At 37.7% G+C, this 15768-nt stretch carries 14 protein-coding genes; 7 read left to right on the top strand and 7 right to left on the bottom strand.

The features are described 5' to 3' along the window. Positions 1 to 54: 54 nt before the first annotated feature. From msrQ to H4J57_RS08835, 4 genes are all read right to left on the bottom strand, one after another. A complete protein-coding gene (gene msrQ, locus H4J57_RS08820) occupies positions 55 to 648 on the bottom strand; it encodes a protein-methionine-sulfoxide reductase heme-binding subunit MsrQ (protein WP_182175823.1) in 594 nt (197 codons plus the stop codon). An 81-nt stretch (positions 649 to 729) separates the two neighbouring features. Then, positions 730 to 1749 carry a protein-methionine-sulfoxide reductase catalytic subunit MsrP gene (gene msrP, locus H4J57_RS08825; RefSeq protein ID WP_182175824.1) on the bottom strand — a complete coding sequence of 340 codons (1020 nt, stop codon included), beginning with the start codon at positions 1747 to 1749 and terminating at the stop codon, positions 730 to 732. A 102-nt stretch (positions 1750 to 1851) separates the two neighbouring features. Next, positions 1852 to 2214 (bottom strand): glutaredoxin, encoded by a 363-nt coding sequence (locus H4J57_RS08830; protein WP_182216499.1) that lies wholly within the window; start codon positions 2212 to 2214, stop codon positions 1852 to 1854. Between the two features lie 121 nt (positions 2215 to 2335). Next, positions 2336 to 2887, bottom strand: a complete 552-nt coding sequence (locus H4J57_RS08835) for a DUF2058 domain-containing protein (protein WP_182242540.1) — start codon at positions 2885 to 2887, stop codon at positions 2336 to 2338. Positions 2888 to 3069: 182 nt separating this feature from the next. Between H4J57_RS08835 and H4J57_RS08840 the strand changes: the two genes are divergently transcribed. The 3 genes from H4J57_RS08840 (at position 3070) to H4J57_RS08850 (ending at position 7308) form a co-directional block, all read left to right on the top strand. Further along, positions 3070 to 5481: a penicillin acylase family protein gene (locus H4J57_RS08840; protein ID WP_182242541.1), complete on the top strand. Its 2412-nt coding sequence runs from the start codon at positions 3070 to 3072 to the stop codon at positions 5479 to 5481. Between the two features lie 52 nt (positions 5482 to 5533). After that, positions 5534 to 5926 (top strand): MAPEG family protein, encoded by a 393-nt coding sequence (locus tag H4J57_RS08845; protein WP_070375942.1) that lies wholly within the window; start codon positions 5534 to 5536, stop codon positions 5924 to 5926. A gap of 200 nt (positions 5927 to 6126) precedes the next feature. Continuing rightward, positions 6127 to 7308, top strand: coding sequence for a chorismate mutase (locus tag H4J57_RS08850; RefSeq protein WP_146796287.1), 1182 nt, complete (start codon positions 6127 to 6129; stop codon positions 7306 to 7308). Between the two features lie 158 nt (positions 7309 to 7466). Here H4J57_RS08850 and H4J57_RS08855 read toward each other — a convergent pair whose 3' ends face one another. Next, a complete protein-coding gene (locus tag H4J57_RS08855) occupies positions 7467 to 9068 on the bottom strand; it encodes a YdiU family protein (RefSeq protein WP_182242542.1) in 1602 nt (533 codons plus the stop codon). Positions 9069 to 9256: 188 nt separating this feature from the next. After that, positions 9257 to 9712, bottom strand: coding sequence for a hypothetical protein (locus H4J57_RS08860; RefSeq protein ID WP_182242543.1), 456 nt, complete (start codon positions 9710 to 9712; stop codon positions 9257 to 9259). 220 nt (positions 9713 to 9932) lie between these two features. On the opposite strand from H4J57_RS08860, the gene H4J57_RS08865 reads away from it, so the two are divergent. From H4J57_RS08865 to H4J57_RS08880, 4 genes are all read left to right on the top strand, one after another. Beyond that, positions 9933 to 11249 carry a leucine-rich repeat-containing protein kinase family protein gene (locus H4J57_RS08865; RefSeq protein WP_182242544.1) on the top strand — a complete coding sequence of 439 codons (1317 nt, stop codon included), beginning with the start codon at positions 9933 to 9935 and terminating at the stop codon, positions 11247 to 11249. A gap of 208 nt (positions 11250 to 11457) precedes the next feature. Continuing rightward, positions 11458 to 13137: an energy-dependent translational throttle protein EttA gene (gene ettA, locus H4J57_RS08870; protein WP_070375937.1), complete on the top strand. Its 1680-nt coding sequence runs from the start codon at positions 11458 to 11460 to the stop codon at positions 13135 to 13137. Positions 13138 to 13294: 157 nt separating this feature from the next. Further along, positions 13295 to 13675: a PilZ domain-containing protein gene (locus H4J57_RS08875; RefSeq protein WP_070375936.1), complete on the top strand. Its 381-nt coding sequence runs from the start codon at positions 13295 to 13297 to the stop codon at positions 13673 to 13675. A 36-nt stretch (positions 13676 to 13711) separates the two neighbouring features. Continuing rightward, positions 13712 to 14209 (top strand): glycine cleavage system protein R, encoded by a 498-nt coding sequence (locus H4J57_RS08880; RefSeq protein ID WP_182242545.1) that lies wholly within the window; start codon positions 13712 to 13714, stop codon positions 14207 to 14209. 351 nt (positions 14210 to 14560) lie between these two features. Here the strand turns inward: H4J57_RS08880 and H4J57_RS08885 are convergent, their stop codons facing one another. Continuing rightward, positions 14561 to 15526, bottom strand: a complete 966-nt coding sequence (locus H4J57_RS08885; protein ID WP_182216486.1) for a PstS family phosphate ABC transporter substrate-binding protein — start codon at positions 15524 to 15526, stop codon at positions 14561 to 14563. Between the last annotated feature and the right edge of the window lie 242 nt (positions 15527 to 15768).

The following is a 15768-nucleotide window of genomic DNA, read 5'->3' on the forward strand; positions in this document are numbered from 1 at the left end:
TATAGTCATTACTTTATAAATAATAAATAAGTTAAGACTAGCCGGTGCTTTTGGCTAGTCTTTTTTTATCCACTTATTTAGTTTTTTAAAACGAAGTGCTAAAAGAAGAAAAGTAATAAAAAGATAAATACTCGGTTCTATGATTTCAGACTTTACCGACCAATAAAAATGAATCCCAACAAGAACAACGGCTAAGTAAACCCAATTATGGAGCTTTTGCCAATTTTTACCCATTTTTTTTCTTAATAACGAAACTGATGTTATCGCAAGCGTTAACAAAATCAATAAGCCCGCCATACCAATAGTAATATAAGGTCGTTCAAGTATTTCACTCACAAATAGTGACCAATCAAACTGCACTTCAAACACTAGGAAATTGGTTAAATGTAGGAAAGCATAAGTAAAGCTATATAAGCCTACTAAACGGCGAACTTTTAATAATATTGATATTTTAAAACGCTTACTTAAAGGCGTTATCATTAAACTTAACAACAATAAATTAAACGCACCAATACCGGTAAAGTGAATAATGGCTTCAACTGGGTCAGCGCCTAGTTGATCAGTAAAAGCCAGATAATAAGCATTGGCTAGCGGTAAAAAAGCCGCAAGGTGGACAAAAACTTTAAACAAAATAACTTTATACTTCATAGAGATGATACGACTCAAGTTATTACTACAGATTAGTGGGGCAATAAAGCCCCTACTCACGATTTTACCCTGTCGCTATTTTTAAAAGTTTTTCCGTAAATCAAGGTTTCTATATAGATCGGCAACTTCCTCACCGTAGCCATTAAAAGGCAAAGTATCGATACGGTTACGCGCAAACAATCCGCCAGAAGTTAATCTTCGTTCACTGGCTTGACTCCACCTTGGATGGTCAACTTCAGGATTAACATTGGCATAAAAGCCGTATTCGTTAGGGGCTAAAATATTCCATGTTGACGCAGGAGGATGTTCAACAAATTTTATTGCAACAATCGATTTAATACTTTTAAAACCATATTTCCATGGCACCACTAAACGGATTGGCGCACCATTTTGTGCTGGTAATGTTTTGCCATAGAGACCGACACTCATTAGGGTAAGTGGGTTCATCGCCTCATCAATACGTAACCCTTCCACATAAGGGTAATCAATACCGCCGCCCATTCGCCTACTTGCTTGTCCTGGCATTTGCTCTGGGTCGTGTAAGGTTTCAAAAGCAACATACTTAGCTCGAGAGTTCGGCTGTGCCTTTTTTAATAGTTTTGATAATTCAAAGCCAACCCATGGGATAACCATTGACCAAGCTTCTACACATCGCAGCCGATAAATACGCTCTTCAAGGGCAAAACTTTTCGTTAAATCATCTAAATCTAAAGTATAAGGCTTATCACACTCACCACTTATCGTGAGCTGCCAAGGTTTAATATTGAAGTTTTGCGCATTATTAACGGGATCGTTTTTACCTATACCAAATTCATAAAAATTATTATGGCTGGTTACTTTAGCTTCAGGTGTCAACACTTCAGTATTATTAGTAGCGTCAGCCGTGAACTTTAAGGGATAACGTTGAAAGGTATTTTCTGGTTCTGATGAAAAAAAATCTAAACCTTGGGCGTTTACAGTGCTAGATATAGTTGAAGATAATAAAGTACCGGCACCGAAGAAACCCATTTGCTTAATAAGCTGCCTACGCTTTAAGTAAACACTTTCGCTGGTAACTTGATGTTCTTTTAGTGCTGACTTTCCAGGAGATTTAATTAACATATGGCTACTTCTCAGGTTATTAATTAACTAACGATAAACCAATAGACCCGAGAAATAGAGAAATACTTCATTATTTATAAAATAATATTACTGTTCTATCAATTAACGGGCAAATTGATGTAAATAATCAACCACAGCAGAAGATTCATATAACCAAGTAACCTTTTGGTTTTCATCAGTGATTTTCAAACAAGGTACCGTACGTTTTCCACCTTCTTTGATTAACTCTTCACGATAATTCTCATTTTGATTAATATTACGTAATTCGATATTTAAACCATCGCGTTTTATAGAACGACGAACTTTCACACAAAAAGGACAAGCGGGTAATTGATATAAGCTCAAGTGTTGTGTGCTTGTATCTATTTCAGCTTGCAATTGAGTTGTTCTTTTTGGGCCGCTCGGTGAAAAAACAAAATTTAACAATAAGATAATACGACCAATAATCCAGCGAACAATAAACATAAATCAACTTCTCTTTATTTAAAAAAAAACACTAGACTGTCTAAAAACAGCCACCCTAATTTTGCGCGAGTTTAACATATCTACTTGGTTAACACTGCTTTCATTTCGCGCAAATGGCTATCTACCACATCATATCGTCAGGAATTTGATAATCGGCATAAGGATCGTCAGCTTCAACTAAATCACTTTCCACTTTATCATTTTGTACTAAAATAACACTAGCATCTAAAGTCGCTACTTTTGCTGCGGTTTCAGCTGTTACTAAATAACTCTGTTCGGTTAACCCACAAACCGCTAATCGTCCATTAACTAAAGCTCTATGGGTAACCGCGTTAACAAATAACTTTTTAATTTTACTGTTAAAGGTGTAATTATATTCTGTTTCACCGGTAACATTTTTTATTTGATGGTGTTCGAGTATTTGTTGGATGCGTAGCATTTTTTCTTTGTTGGCGAGTTGTTGCTTTTTTTCTTCATTGAGCGCGGTGTCTTTCGCCAATTTTTCTTTTTGAGCTTTAGCTAAGTCTTGCTTTACTTGTTCTTGTAAACTTTCGTCTTTTGCTACGCCACTGCGTTTTTGTTTATTTGATTTACGCTGGCTTGTATTTGCTTGTCGCGCTTTTTGCTTAGTCGTTAAGCCTGCTTTTAATAGCTGATCTTGTAAAGATGCCATACAAACTCCTTAATTAGGTTTATCAATAGTAATTATTGCTATTCTATCGGGAAAAATAGCAATAAAAAAGTAGCTCGGCTTTTCTTTGTACATAAACCGATAATAATCTTCTATCATTAAATGTTAACTTTATAAATAATAAGGTAATCTAGCACGTCTAAATATCCTAAATACACCACATTATGAATAGATTTAAACATATATTAATTGGTTTCTTGCTGATCTTATTTTTAGTTGTTACAAGTTTAGGTACTTGGATTTACAGCCAAATTGATAGCGCGTTACCGGTACTTGAAGGAAAGCGAACATTACTTGGCTTGAGTGATACAGCCATTGTTGAGCGCGATAGTCAGGGTATTGTCACCATAAAAGCGAAGAAACGTAACGATGTTGCAGTCGCCACAGGGTTTATACATGCCCAAGAACGTTTTTTTCAGATGGACCTACTGCGCCGTAATTCAGCAGGCGAACTCGCCAGCTTATTTGGCGAAAAAGCCTTGCCACATGATAAAGAGATCCGCCGTCATCGTTTTCGTGAGCGTGCTAGAGCCATAGTTGCACAACTTCCTGAAAAAGATTTAGCCTTATTAAAAGCCTATACCCGTGGTGTGAATCAGGGCATAAATAATTTAAGCTCACCTCCTTTTGAATATTTATTACTTCAACAAGCTCCCGTTTCTTGGCAAGAAGAAGACACCATATTAACCGTATTAAGTATGTACATGGACTTACAATATGCGGCAGGTGACCGTGAAAGAACCTTAGGAAATATAAAAAACACCTTAGGTGAAGATGTCTTTAAATTTTTGAATCCTAAAGGCAGCATTTGGGATGCCGCCATTGATGGTAGTCAGTATCCATCAAGTAAAATGCCAACACGTGCATGGCCTTCTGCCTCATCTGAACAAGATGCTTTAGCTGCTAATACGGTACAAAATTTAGTAAAAAATATACCTGAGCAAAAATATCAAGGTGAGGAGTTCCCAGGTTCAAACAACTGGGCGGTATCGGGGAAAATAAGTAAAACAGGAAGTGCTATTGTTGCTAACGATATGCATTTAGGAATACGCGTACCAAACACTTGGTTTCGGGCAACCTTTGAATATCAAAGCGATAACAATAAAGCCATCAAAGTAACAGGACTGACCCTCCCGGGAACACCTAATATCATTGCTGGCAGTAACGGTAATATTGCATGGGGGTTTACTAATAGTTACGGCGATTGGAGCGATATAATTATTTTAGATACCAATGCAGATAACAGCCAATACTTAACACCTGCTGGCTACCAAGACTTTACAGAGCATAAACATGTTATTGCGGTAAAAGGTCAAGACGCGCAGGAAATCATAGTCAAAGAAACAATTTGGGGGCCAGTTATAGGAACGAACAACAGCCAACAATTATTAGCTTATCGCTGGGTTGCTCATGATGTACAAGCCGTAAATCTGCACCAAACTCAACTCGAATTAGCCACTAGCGTTGATGAGGCATTTAACATTGCTAACCAAGCAGGTATTCCGGCACAAAATCTAGTTGTCGGAGATAAAGCGGGAAATATTGGCTGGACAATCATGGGGCCTATTCCAAAAAAATCCTCCTCGTTTGGTGAAACACCTACACATTGGGGTGACGGTATCAATCATTGGCAGGGATATTTAAAAGCGGATCTGTATCCTAAAATTAAAAATCCGCAAAATAATCGTTTATGGACCGCAAATGCTCGTGTGGTTGGCGGGGAAATGTTAGAAAAATTAGGCAACGGCGGTTATGCACTTGGTGCAAGGGCACAACAAATCAGAGAGGGATTGCTTGCAAAAGAGGTATTTTCAGAACAAAACTTACTTGATATTGCGCTGGACGACCGCGCCATTTTTTTAAAACGCTGGCAGAAATTTTTAATTGATAAAGTACTAACACCAGACGCGATTATCAATCATCCGCGTTGGCAAGCAGTGAAAGAAACCCTTAATACTGATAATTTATGTGCATGCACAGACTCGGTTGCTTATCGCCTTGTTAATAATTTTCGCTTGAATGTGCGTAATGATGTTTTTAGTCTACTCAACGAAAACTTAACTCACTTAGATAATGGCTACTCTTTTCACACCATTCGCCACCAAGTAGAAACACCGCTTTGGCAAATGATTAATGAACAACCAAGCAACTTTTTATGGTTGCCCGAAGATAACTGGCAAAAAGTTTTTGAGCGAGCACTCTCTGCCACCTTAACGGATATGACCCAAGACCAACCATTGGCTAAAGCGACTTGGGGGCAACAAAACACCAGTAAAATACAACACCCACTTAGTAACGCTATACCCTTTATTGGTCGTTGGTTAGATATGCTGCCAATACCTCTTGCTGGCGATAGCTATATGCCTCGTGTCCAAGGAAAGTCTTTTGGTGCATCTCAACGTATGGTGGTTTCACCGGGTCATGAGGCCTCAGGAATATTACATATGCCAACCAGCCAGTCTGGCCACCCGTGGAGCCCTTATTATGGTTTAGGTCATGATGATTGGGTACAAGGAAAGCCCTCACCTTTCTTACCGGGTGAGACAAAATATACACTGACATTACTGAGCTATTAAGCTAAATTTTCAACATTAAAATTAATATCTACAATATAAAAAGAGGAAAAGTATGACGATTCTTATCTGGTGTTTATTTGCAGCCACTCTATTGCCTTATTTAGCTAAAGCCCCTGTCGCAATAGCTATGAGTAAACTCGATGGTTATGACAATAACCACCCGCGTGCGCAACAAGCAAAACTAACTGGCTTTGGAGCCCGTGCACTCGCGGCTCACCAAAATGCTTTTGAATCACTGATTATTTTTGTCCCTGCGGTTTTACTCGCAATAACCACAAATACAATAACCGACAGTGTAACCTTCTTAGCAATTACCCACGTTGTCGCTCGAGTGGCTTACAACTTATTATATTTATTCAATATTGGACTACTGCGCTCAATTGTCTGGGGAGTAGCAACCGTGTCTTCTTTTGCCATTATTTGGCAATGTTTTCCACAAAGCTAAAAATCTATTTCTATTATAGATTTTTTTAATACAAGCCTTTAGCAATAAAGGCTTGAACAATTTCTTCGCCCTCGCTACAGTAATGCTATATATCCTAGCTAATAGCTTGTTTTAGTCGCCTTCATGACTTTCCTTTACTAAAACATCAGGATTCTTTCTTTTTAACCATTTTCGAAAATAATATATAGGGTGGAAGTACTGTGAGTGAAGATTTAGATCTGAATAAAATTCGTGAAAAAATAACCAAACTTGACCAGCAATTATTAGAGTTATTTGCTCAACGCCGTTCTCTCACTCTCAGTGTTGCAAAAAGTAAAGCGCATCAGATACGCCCCGTTCGCGATCAACAACGCGAGCAAGAATTATTAATACGTTTAATTAACCAAGGTAAAGTGCTTGGTTTAGACGCTCACTATGTTACCAGCGTTTATCAAACAATTATTGAAGATTCAGTATTAAATCAACAAGCCTATTTACAAACATTGGCCAACCCCAATATCCAAGTGCCTACGGTTAGCGTCGCTTTTCTAGGTAATAAGGGCTCTTATAGCTATTTAGCCAGTCATAGATATTTTTCACGCCGTGCAGCAAAAATCAATGAATACGGTTGCCAAAGTTTCAAAGAAATTATGCAACAAGTCGAATCTGGCCATGTAGATTACGGTATGCTGCCCATTGAAAATACCAGTTCAGGTAGTATTAACGAAGTTTATGACGCCCTACAACACACTAACTTGTCAATTGTTGGTGAGATAACTCAGCCTATTGAGCACTGCTTATTAACCGCAGTAAATACCCAACTCAGCAAAATAAAAACGATTTACGCGCACGGACAACCCTTTACTCAGTGCAGTAATTTTCTCGACAAACAAAAAAACATTCGCATCGAATATTGTGACAGTACCGCTGATGCAATGGCCCAAGCGTATGAGTTGCAAGACCCTACAGTCGCCGTTATTGGCAGTGAAGAAGGTGGTCATCTCTACAAGCTTCATGCTTTAGAAAAGTCGATTGCTAACCAAGCAGAAAATCACAGTCGCTTTATTTTAGTCGCTCGTAAACCTATTGATGTCGCTGAACAAATCCCGGCTAAAACGGCATTGATTTTGGCAACAGGACAAAAAGCAGGTGCCTTAGTTGATTGTCTTATTATTTTAAAAGCAAAAGGTATCAACATGTGTAAACTTGAATCTAGACCTATTCAAGGGCGACCATGGGAAGAAATGTTTTATATTGATGTTGAAGCCAATTTGAAGAGTGCTGTACTGCAAGAGGCAATTAATGAAATAACCTCAATTACTAATTTCATTAAAATATTAGGCTGTTATCCTATTGAACATATTAGCCCAACCAGTGTACCAAGTAGCGCGATAAACGCTTAGCCGTTGTCGCTTAACTTTTAAGTTAATGGCTTTGATAAAGTCTCTACGCCAGCAAAATTTACCTTACTCGACCTCTTGAAAAATACAGGTCGGTAAGGTTTTAGTTTTATTTTTAGTTTTAGTTTTAGTTTTAGTTTTAAGCGTTATTCAACAGCGTTTTAAGAGCTGCACGATAACATCGAACAACCCGCCTTATTTCTCGCCCATTCAGGACGTTTCTCACTGTAATGATGATATTTAACTTGTTCATCATAAGGGTTTTCCAGAACCTTTTGTAATTCATGTAATTTACTAAAATCACCTTGCTCTGCAAGCTCAATGGCTTGTTGTGCTAAATAATTACGCAATACATATTTAGGGTTCACCTTATTCATCGCCGCTTTTCTTTGCGCTGCTGTTTTTTCGTCGTGCTCAATTCGATTAGCGTAGTTTTCTAGCCAAGAAGAAAAACGTGCTTGATGCTGAGGCGTTAACTGCTCGTCTAGATAGAAACAATCGGCAAAATGATTGACGTTATTTGCTTTAACTTTTTTGTCATAACTAAAATCAGCCAGTAAACGATAGAAAATAGTCATGTCTGTTTCTATATCACCCAACAAGGTTTCGAGTGCTAAAAACAAGGCTGTGTCCGCTTTATGGTTTATATCTTCAGCCGTAATACCCAGTTTATTCGACATCATTTCATGCCACTGTTGTTGATACGTTTTACTGTAATTATTTAATATCACTTCTAGTGGCTTAGACTCTTCTATCAATGGATAGATAGCGTTCGCTAATTGAAATAAATTCCATTGTGAAATTTCACCCTGTTTGCCGAAGCTGTAACGCTTACCTTGAGCATCTGTTGTATTTGGTGTCCAAGACAAATCAAAATTATCAATCCAACCATAAGGACCATAATCAATCGTTTCACCGATTAATGACATATTGTCGGTATTCATTACGCCATGAACAAAACCAACCCGCATCCAATGCACCATCAATCGACAAGTGCGTTGGGCAATTTCATCAAACCAAGCTAAGTAACCTTGTACCGAGTCATTTTCGTGGTCATTTAATAAATGCGGAAAATCTCGTTTTATCGAATAATCAACGAGCTGCTTTAACAAAGCCTTATCTTTACGGTAAGCCGGTAGCTCAATACTTCCAAAACGCATAAATGACGATGACACTCGACAGACAACAGCGCCTAATTCAGCTTTCGCATTACCGTTATAAAACATATCCCGAACGACACTGTCACCCGTTAACGATAAACTCAGTGCTCGGGTGGTAGGAATACCTAAATGAAACATCGCTTCTGAACATAAGAACTCTCGTACCGATGAACGTAATACCGCTAAGCCGTCAGCCGTTCGTGAAAACGGTGTTGGTCCTGCACCTTTTAGCTGGAGAACTTTATGGCCATCTAAGGGAGTGTTTACTTCAGCTAAGTTAATGGCGCGGCCATCACCTAATTGTCCAGCCCAATGGCCAAACTGGTGTCCGCCATAACACATCGCATAAGGGGCAAATTCTTTGGGCACGACATTCCCCGTGAACAACTGTAAAAATTCATCACTTTTAAGCTGCTCTTCACTTAACCCTAATATTGAGGCAACATCACGACTAGCCGTAACCAACTGTGGATTTGACGTTCTTTTAGGTGATACCCAAGAAAAAGCAGCGGCATGAACTTGGTGCGGAAAAATAGACTCTTCTAAATCTTCAGGTAACTGTGAAGAAAAGCTATTATCAATATTGAAATCTAAGTAAGACAAAATAAGCGACTAATTGAAAAATAGAATTGAAAGGGAATTATTGACTGTCAGTTTCTATATTGCAATATTCATTTCAAACAAAAGGCTGATTTGGGTTATACCCTTGTCAGCTTTCTATTACTTATTTATATATTCACTTATACATATCATTAAAAAGTAATATCTACTTAGGTAAAAGCTAGCACTGACTATTGCAAAGCTATCGTCAGTTCAGCTTTAAAAGTGCTATGGCAAGATTGACAAGCCAGTATTAATTTTTGATATTCAGCGACAATAACAACCATATTTTTTTCTTTGGCCGCTTGCTTAATTTTGATAGCACCACCATGAACAACTTCGTCGAAACCTTTAAATGTAGCGACTTTTGTTCCTAAGGCTTTCATCAATTTTTTCCGTTGCGACATTGCTGGTTTTGGATGATTAATAATCCCCTGTGCTGCACTTTCAACAAGGCTAAAGTCTTCTAAAATAATTCCTTGTGTGATCATCTTGGTGTCAGATAACAATGCCTGCATGACCTGTTTAAACGTTACAATACTATTTTTATCAATACCTTGTTGATAATGCTGTGCGTTCGATGAAACAGCAACGAAAAAAGCTATCACAACACTGGTAATAATGATTTTTTTTTGTATTTTATACATAGTGACTCTTATTTTATCAGTGAGGTAAATGAATAAACTAAGGTTAATAAAGTGGTTAAGTTATGATGACATTAATCGCTTTAAGGATAACCAAACAGGAAATAATCATTAATAATCGCATAAGAACAGCCAATTTACGCCAAAAATATTAAAGCACTTTAGCTTAGTTCAGTTTCGCGGTAAAATAGCGGCAAATTTTAGCGCCCTATTAGGCTTTATCTTGCAAACATTAGCCCAGCTCAATTCAGGTAAATATTCAGATATAACGCATTTAACCCTCAGTGAGAATTTAACTGAATTTCCGCAAAAAATCTTTTCATTAGCAAACTCTCTTGAAGTATTAGACTTAGCAAATAACAAATTAACGGCTTTACCCTGTGAGTTTTCTTCATTGAAGAAGTTAAAGATATTATTTTTAACTGATAATAACTTTAAAAGTATTCCTGAAGTCTTAGCGGCTTGCCCACAACTAGAAATGATCAGTTTCAAAGGTAATCAATTAAGCCGAGTAGATGAAGACGTGCTGCCAACAGGAACACGTTGGTTGATATTAACCGATAATAAAATATCAGCACTACCCCATTCAATGGGCAAGCTAAGCCGTTTACAAAAATTAGCATTGGCTGGCAATCTATTACAGCAACTGCCCGATAGTATGAAGAACTGTAAAAATTTAGAATTAATGCGTCTTTCTGCTAATCAGTTAATCACACTTCCCGATTGGCTATTTCAATTACCTAACTTGGCGTGGCTGGCTTTTTCGGGTAATAAGTTAACACACAGTGTTAAACCAGTGATTGATCAGATACCGAGTGTTTCACCGCAAGACTTTCAACTAAAACAAAAATTAGGTGAAGGCGCATCAGGAATAATTCATCAAGCAACATGGTTAACTAGACCTATCACCATTGATTCAGACGAAGATATAGCGGTAAAAATCTTTAAAGGTGAAATAACCAGTGATGGTTACCCTATTGATGAACTAAATAATTGCCTGCAAGCCGGTGAACATAAAAACTTAATCAAAGTCATTGCTAAAATTATGTCGAAAGAGCAACTTTCTTTAATAATGGAGTTAATTCCTCAGCGTTTTTATAACTTAGGTTTACCCCCTTCATTAACAAGCTGTACTCGTGATACGTTCCCTACATCTGCCACATTAACAACAAGTCAGATAATAAAAATAGTCCTTAGCATGGCTGATACTTTACGTCATTTGCATGAAAATAAAGTCAGCCATGGTGACATCTATGCTCACAATACTATGGTCGATGAAAACGCAAATATGCTGTTTGGTGATTTTGGTGCCGCTTCTAACTTGAAGGTTTTGCCTGAAACACAACAAAAAGCAATGCAAGCGATAGAAGTGAGAGCTTTAGGCTGTTTATTAGATGATTTATTGCCTTTGTCTGCTCATTTAGAAAACACTGCGCAATACCAAGCTCTGTTGATAATAAAAGAGCGTTGTATGCAAGCCGATACGTTTAAAAGACCCACCTTTTTCGCTATCGTTGAGCAATTAAAAGTACACGTTTAACCTGATTTTTTAATTCATATTATTAGGCGTATAACCGGTGAGATCGAATGACTGGTTTTAAAAGCTCTCTTTTCAAACCAGTTTATTCTCTACAAAGCGATTTTTTTTAAACACCAGTACTAAAACGATTCAAACACATTTGCTTGCCCAGCCCCTTTAACCTAAAATATCGACAAGTTAATTTTTCCTTCAAATAATAAGGTTTTTCATGGCACAACCATTACCAGATAAATTTATCATGTCGATGAACCGCGTATCAAAAGTGGTTCCACCTAAAAGAACAATACTTAAAGATATTAGTCTTTCATTTTTCCCTGGCGTTAAAATTGGTGTTTTAGGTTTAAACGGTTCAGGTAAATCAACGCTGCTTCGAATTATGGCAGGTGTTGATAAAGATTTTGAAGGTGAAGCAACGTCTTTGGCCGGTACAAAAATAGGTTACTTACCGCAAGAGCCTCAACTTGATGAAAGCCAAACAGTGCGTGAAGCTGTTGAAGAAGGGGTTGCTGAAGTTAAAAATGCTATGGCTCGTTTAGACCAAGTCTATAACGAATATGCAGAAGAAGGCGCTGATTTTGATGCCTTAGCCAAAGAACAAGGCGATTTAGAAGATATTATTAATGCGCAAGATGGTCATAATCTTGATAACGTTTTAGAACGTGCGGCTGATGCTTTACGCTTACCTGAATGGGATCAAAAAATCGCGGTACTAAGTGGTGGTGAACGCCGTCGTGTCGCGCTTTGTCGTTTATTGCTCGAAAAACCAGACATGTTATTACTTGATGAACCAACTAACCATTTAGATGCTGAGTCTGTTGCTTGGTTAGAGCGATTCTTACACGATTATCCAGGCACTGTGGTAGCAATTACCCATGATAGATACTTCCTTGATAATGTAGCGGGTTGGATTCTAGAGCTTGATAGAGGGCATGGTATTCCTTATGAAGGTAACTATTCTTCATGGCTAGAACAAAAAGACGCACGTCTTGCACAAGAAAGTAAAGGTGAAAGTGCACTACAAAAAACCATTAAGCAAGAACTTGAATGGGTGCGTTCAAATCCAAAAGCTCGTCAATCAAAAAGTAAAGCCCGTATGGCGCGCTTTGAAGAGCTTAATAGTCAAGATCATCAAAAACGTAATGAAACCAACGAACTTTACATTCCACCTGGACCTCGTCTAGGGGATAAGGTTTTAGATGTTAATAACTTAACAAAATCTTTTGGTGACAGAGTACTCATTGATGACTTAAGTTTTAGTGTGCCAAAAGGTGCTATTGTTGGCATTATCGGACCAAACGGCGCAGGTAAGTCAACATTGTTTAAAATAATGTCAGGCGCAGAAAAACCAGACTCGGGTAATGTCGAGCTAGGTGATACGGTTAAACTTGCCAGTGTAGATCAGTTCCGTGATGACATGGACAATAGTAAAACCGTCTACCAAGAAATATCTCAAGGCCATGAGATATTACAAATTGGTAATTTTGAAATTCCAAGCCGTGCTTATGTCAGCCGTTTTAACTTTAAAGGTAACGATCAACAAAAGATCATCGGTGAGTTGTCTGGTGGTGAACGTAACCGAGTTCATTTAGCTAAACTAGTGCAAACCGGCGGTAACGTATTACTGCTTGATGAACCAACCAACGATCTTGATGTTGAAACCTTACGTGCGCTTGAAGAAGCGTTGTTAGAGTTCCCAGGTTGTGCCATGGTTATCTCGCATGACCGTTGGTTCCTTGATCGCATTGCAACTCACATTTTAGATTACCGTGATGAAGGTAAAATCAACTTCTATGAAGGTAATTTTACTGACTATGAAGCTTGGTTAAAGAAAACATTGGGCCCTGCAGCTACTGAGCCTCACAGAATTAGATACAAAAAAATTGGCTAACCTAAAGCTAATAGATAATTTTTAAATTACCTATTAGTTATTAAATAGTTATCGGCACTTTATTTTTGTGGTTTTATAAAAATCCACACGAATAAAGTGCCTTTTTGCTAAAAGGGAGCTATGCTAAAGATACCCATTTATAATTTGAACTTAAGCAATGGAAAATAGACGTCAATTCACGCGAGTTTTGTTTTCAATCAATGCGATATTAGAGGTTGAACAGCAGAATTATCCAGTTACTATCCACGACATTTCACTTAATGGCGCTTTGGTCACTATGCCTAAAGCTGAAAAGTCATTAAAAGGTAAGTTAGGCTTATTACATTTTGACTTAGTTAATGGCGAATCAATCGTTGAAATGCATATTGCTGTCGTTCATGAAGAAAATGACAAGCTAGGTTTACAGTGTGAAGTAGGCTTGCAATGTAATGCTATCGATATTGACAGTGTCACCCATTTAAGACGGTTAGTTGAATTAAATTTAGGTGATGAAAGCCAGTTACATAAAGAACTTTCACAATTATCACGCCTTGCTTAATATGATGACAATCGCCTTGCTTTATAGAGGAACATTATGAATCACTTAGTTATTTCATTTATTACCAAAGACCGTCCTGGTTTAGTCGAAACCTTATCCAAAGTCATTAAACAACACCAAGGTAACTGGCAAACCAGCAGTTTGCATCATTTGTCCGGCTGTTTTGCTGGTGTACTTGAAATAGCGGTAGCGCAAGCTCAATGTGAAGCCCTAACTCTTGCAATTACGACACTGGACGGTTTTAAAGTCATTATCGAAAAGACTACCCCTAGCCAAATTAACGATGAGTCACCGGTAGTTTTAGAGCTAACAGCAAACGATCGAGAAGGTATTGTAGAAGAAATATCTGCGGTTATTCACCATCAAGGCGGTAACATGATAAAGCTTGTCAGCGAGCAAGATAATGCGCCACATACTGGCCAGCCACTATTTAAAGCGAAGATAACCTTAGCGGTTAATAAAGAACAAACACCAAGCTTAATAAATGCATTAGAAGATCTTGCTGACGATTTAATGATTGATATTTCTCGTTAATCTGTTGAATAGTAACTTAATCTACACGGTTTTATTAGCCCACTTATCAATACTTCTTTGGGCTTGATAATCCCGTGATATTTTATTCATAGACTGGCTTAACCCTGATGTTAAAAAGGATCGAGTAAACAAGATTCCCCCTCTTTCCCCTTTAATAATGCTCCCGTAAAATTACTGTTAACTCCTAGCTACTAAACTAAACAACTAAGAAACTAAAAAAATAAGTATTAACTGAAAATAGCCTTAGCTCCCCTAAAGAGTTTGATGAACCTTTAGGGATTTACCAGTGCAATAGAAACAAAAAGGCCTGACATAAGCCAGGCCTTTTCAAAGTGGTACTGGTGCTTTTTCTTAAAGCTTAATACCTAATTTTTTCAATTCTTTTTGAACAACTGAGTTCGGTAATGGAATATAACCATCTTTCTCAACAATCTTTTGACCCGACTTAGAAAGTACCATAGTTAAAAATTCAGCATCCATTGGCGCTAATGGCTTGTTTGGATGCTTATTTACATAAACGTATAGGAAACGAGATAGTGGGTATTTTTTCGATATAGCATTCGCCATATTAGCTTCAACATAGTTGTCACCTTTTTTAGACAAAGCTAAAGCACGAACACCTGAAGTTGTATAACCGATACCAGAATATCCAATACCGTTTAGTGAAGAAGATACTGATTGAACAACTGAAGCTGAGCCTGGTTGTTCATTAACTGTGTTTTTAAAATCACCTTTACAAAGGGCTTTCTTTTTAAAGTAACCGTAAGTACCAGAAACTGAGTTACGACCATAAAGTTGAATGTCTTTTGCTTCCCAGTCACCTGTTAAACCTAAGTCGCCCCAACGGTCTGCATCTTTATCAGCACCACATTTGCGGTTATTTGAGAAAATAGCATCAACTTGATCAATACGTAATCCTTTAATAGGGTTATCTTTATGAACAAATACCGCTAATGCGTCAATAGCAACACGAACAGCCATTGGCTTATAGCCGTAACGCTTTTCGAATGCTTCTATTTCACGAGACTTCATCTTACGGCTCATAGGGCCTAAGTTTGAAGTGGCTTCTGTTAATGCTGGTGGCGCAGTAGATGAACCAGCGGCTTGAATTTGTATATTCACATTTGGGTAAGTGCGCTTAAACTCTTCAGCCCAGAATGTCATCATGTTTGCTAAGGTATCTGAACCCACTGAAGATAAGTTACCTGAAATACCACTGACTTTTTTATATTCAGGTAAATCTTTATCCATTGCTAATGATGAGAAACTCACCAAGCTTGCTAAACCTATAACGCCTAAAGCACGTTTAAAACCCATGTTATTCTCCACTAAGAGTGATGTCCCATTAAATTATTATTAATTTGTTTGGGGCTAATTAATTTATGAACACTATATAAAGTTTATGTGACAATTATATTTAAGGTTTATGACACTTATATTACAGTGATCAATATATGGGTATATAAACAACATTTAATCAATTTCTCTCCTTCCTTCAAAGATAAAGGCGAATAGTTAGACCCTAGCTACGATTTTATAACGAGTAGTATTACTGGAAC

The organism is Colwellia sp. BRX8-7, from assembly GCF_014077275.1.
GTDB lineage: Bacteria > Pseudomonadota > Gammaproteobacteria > Enterobacterales > Alteromonadaceae > Colwellia_A.

What these genes read in the sequence shown, in the direction of transcription:
- msrQ (WP_182175823.1), bottom strand. Translation starts at nt 648, where the DNA reads ATGAAGTATAAAGTTATTTTGTTTAAAGTTTTTGTCCACCTTGCGGCT.
- msrP (WP_182175824.1), bottom strand. Translation starts at nt 1,749, where the DNA reads ATGTTAATTAAATCTCCTGGAAAGTCAGCACTAAAAGAACATCAAGTT.
- H4J57_RS08830 (WP_182216499.1), bottom strand. Translation starts at nt 2,214, where the DNA reads ATGTTTATTGTTCGCTGGATTATTGGTCGTATTATCTTATTGTTAAAT.
- H4J57_RS08835 (WP_182242540.1), bottom strand. Translation starts at nt 2,887, where the DNA reads ATGGCATCTTTACAAGATCAGCTATTAAAAGCAGGCTTAACGACTAAG.
- H4J57_RS08840 (WP_182242541.1), top strand. Translation starts at nt 3,070, where the DNA reads ATGAATAGATTTAAACATATATTAATTGGTTTCTTGCTGATCTTATTT.
- H4J57_RS08845 (WP_070375942.1), top strand. Translation starts at nt 5,534, where the DNA reads ATGACGATTCTTATCTGGTGTTTATTTGCAGCCACTCTATTGCCTTAT.
- H4J57_RS08860 (WP_182242543.1), bottom strand. Translation starts at nt 9,712, where the DNA reads ATGTATAAAATACAAAAAAAAATCATTATTACCAGTGTTGTGATAGCT.
- ettA (WP_070375937.1), top strand. Translation starts at nt 11,458, where the DNA reads ATGGCACAACCATTACCAGATAAATTTATCATGTCGATGAACCGCGTA.
- H4J57_RS08875 (WP_070375936.1), top strand. Translation starts at nt 13,295, where the DNA reads ATGGAAAATAGACGTCAATTCACGCGAGTTTTGTTTTCAATCAATGCG.
- H4J57_RS08880 (WP_182242545.1), top strand. Translation starts at nt 13,712, where the DNA reads ATGAATCACTTAGTTATTTCATTTATTACCAAAGACCGTCCTGGTTTA.
- H4J57_RS08885 (WP_182216486.1), bottom strand. Translation starts at nt 15,526, where the DNA reads ATGGGTTTTAAACGTGCTTTAGGCGTTATAGGTTTAGCAAGCTTGGTG.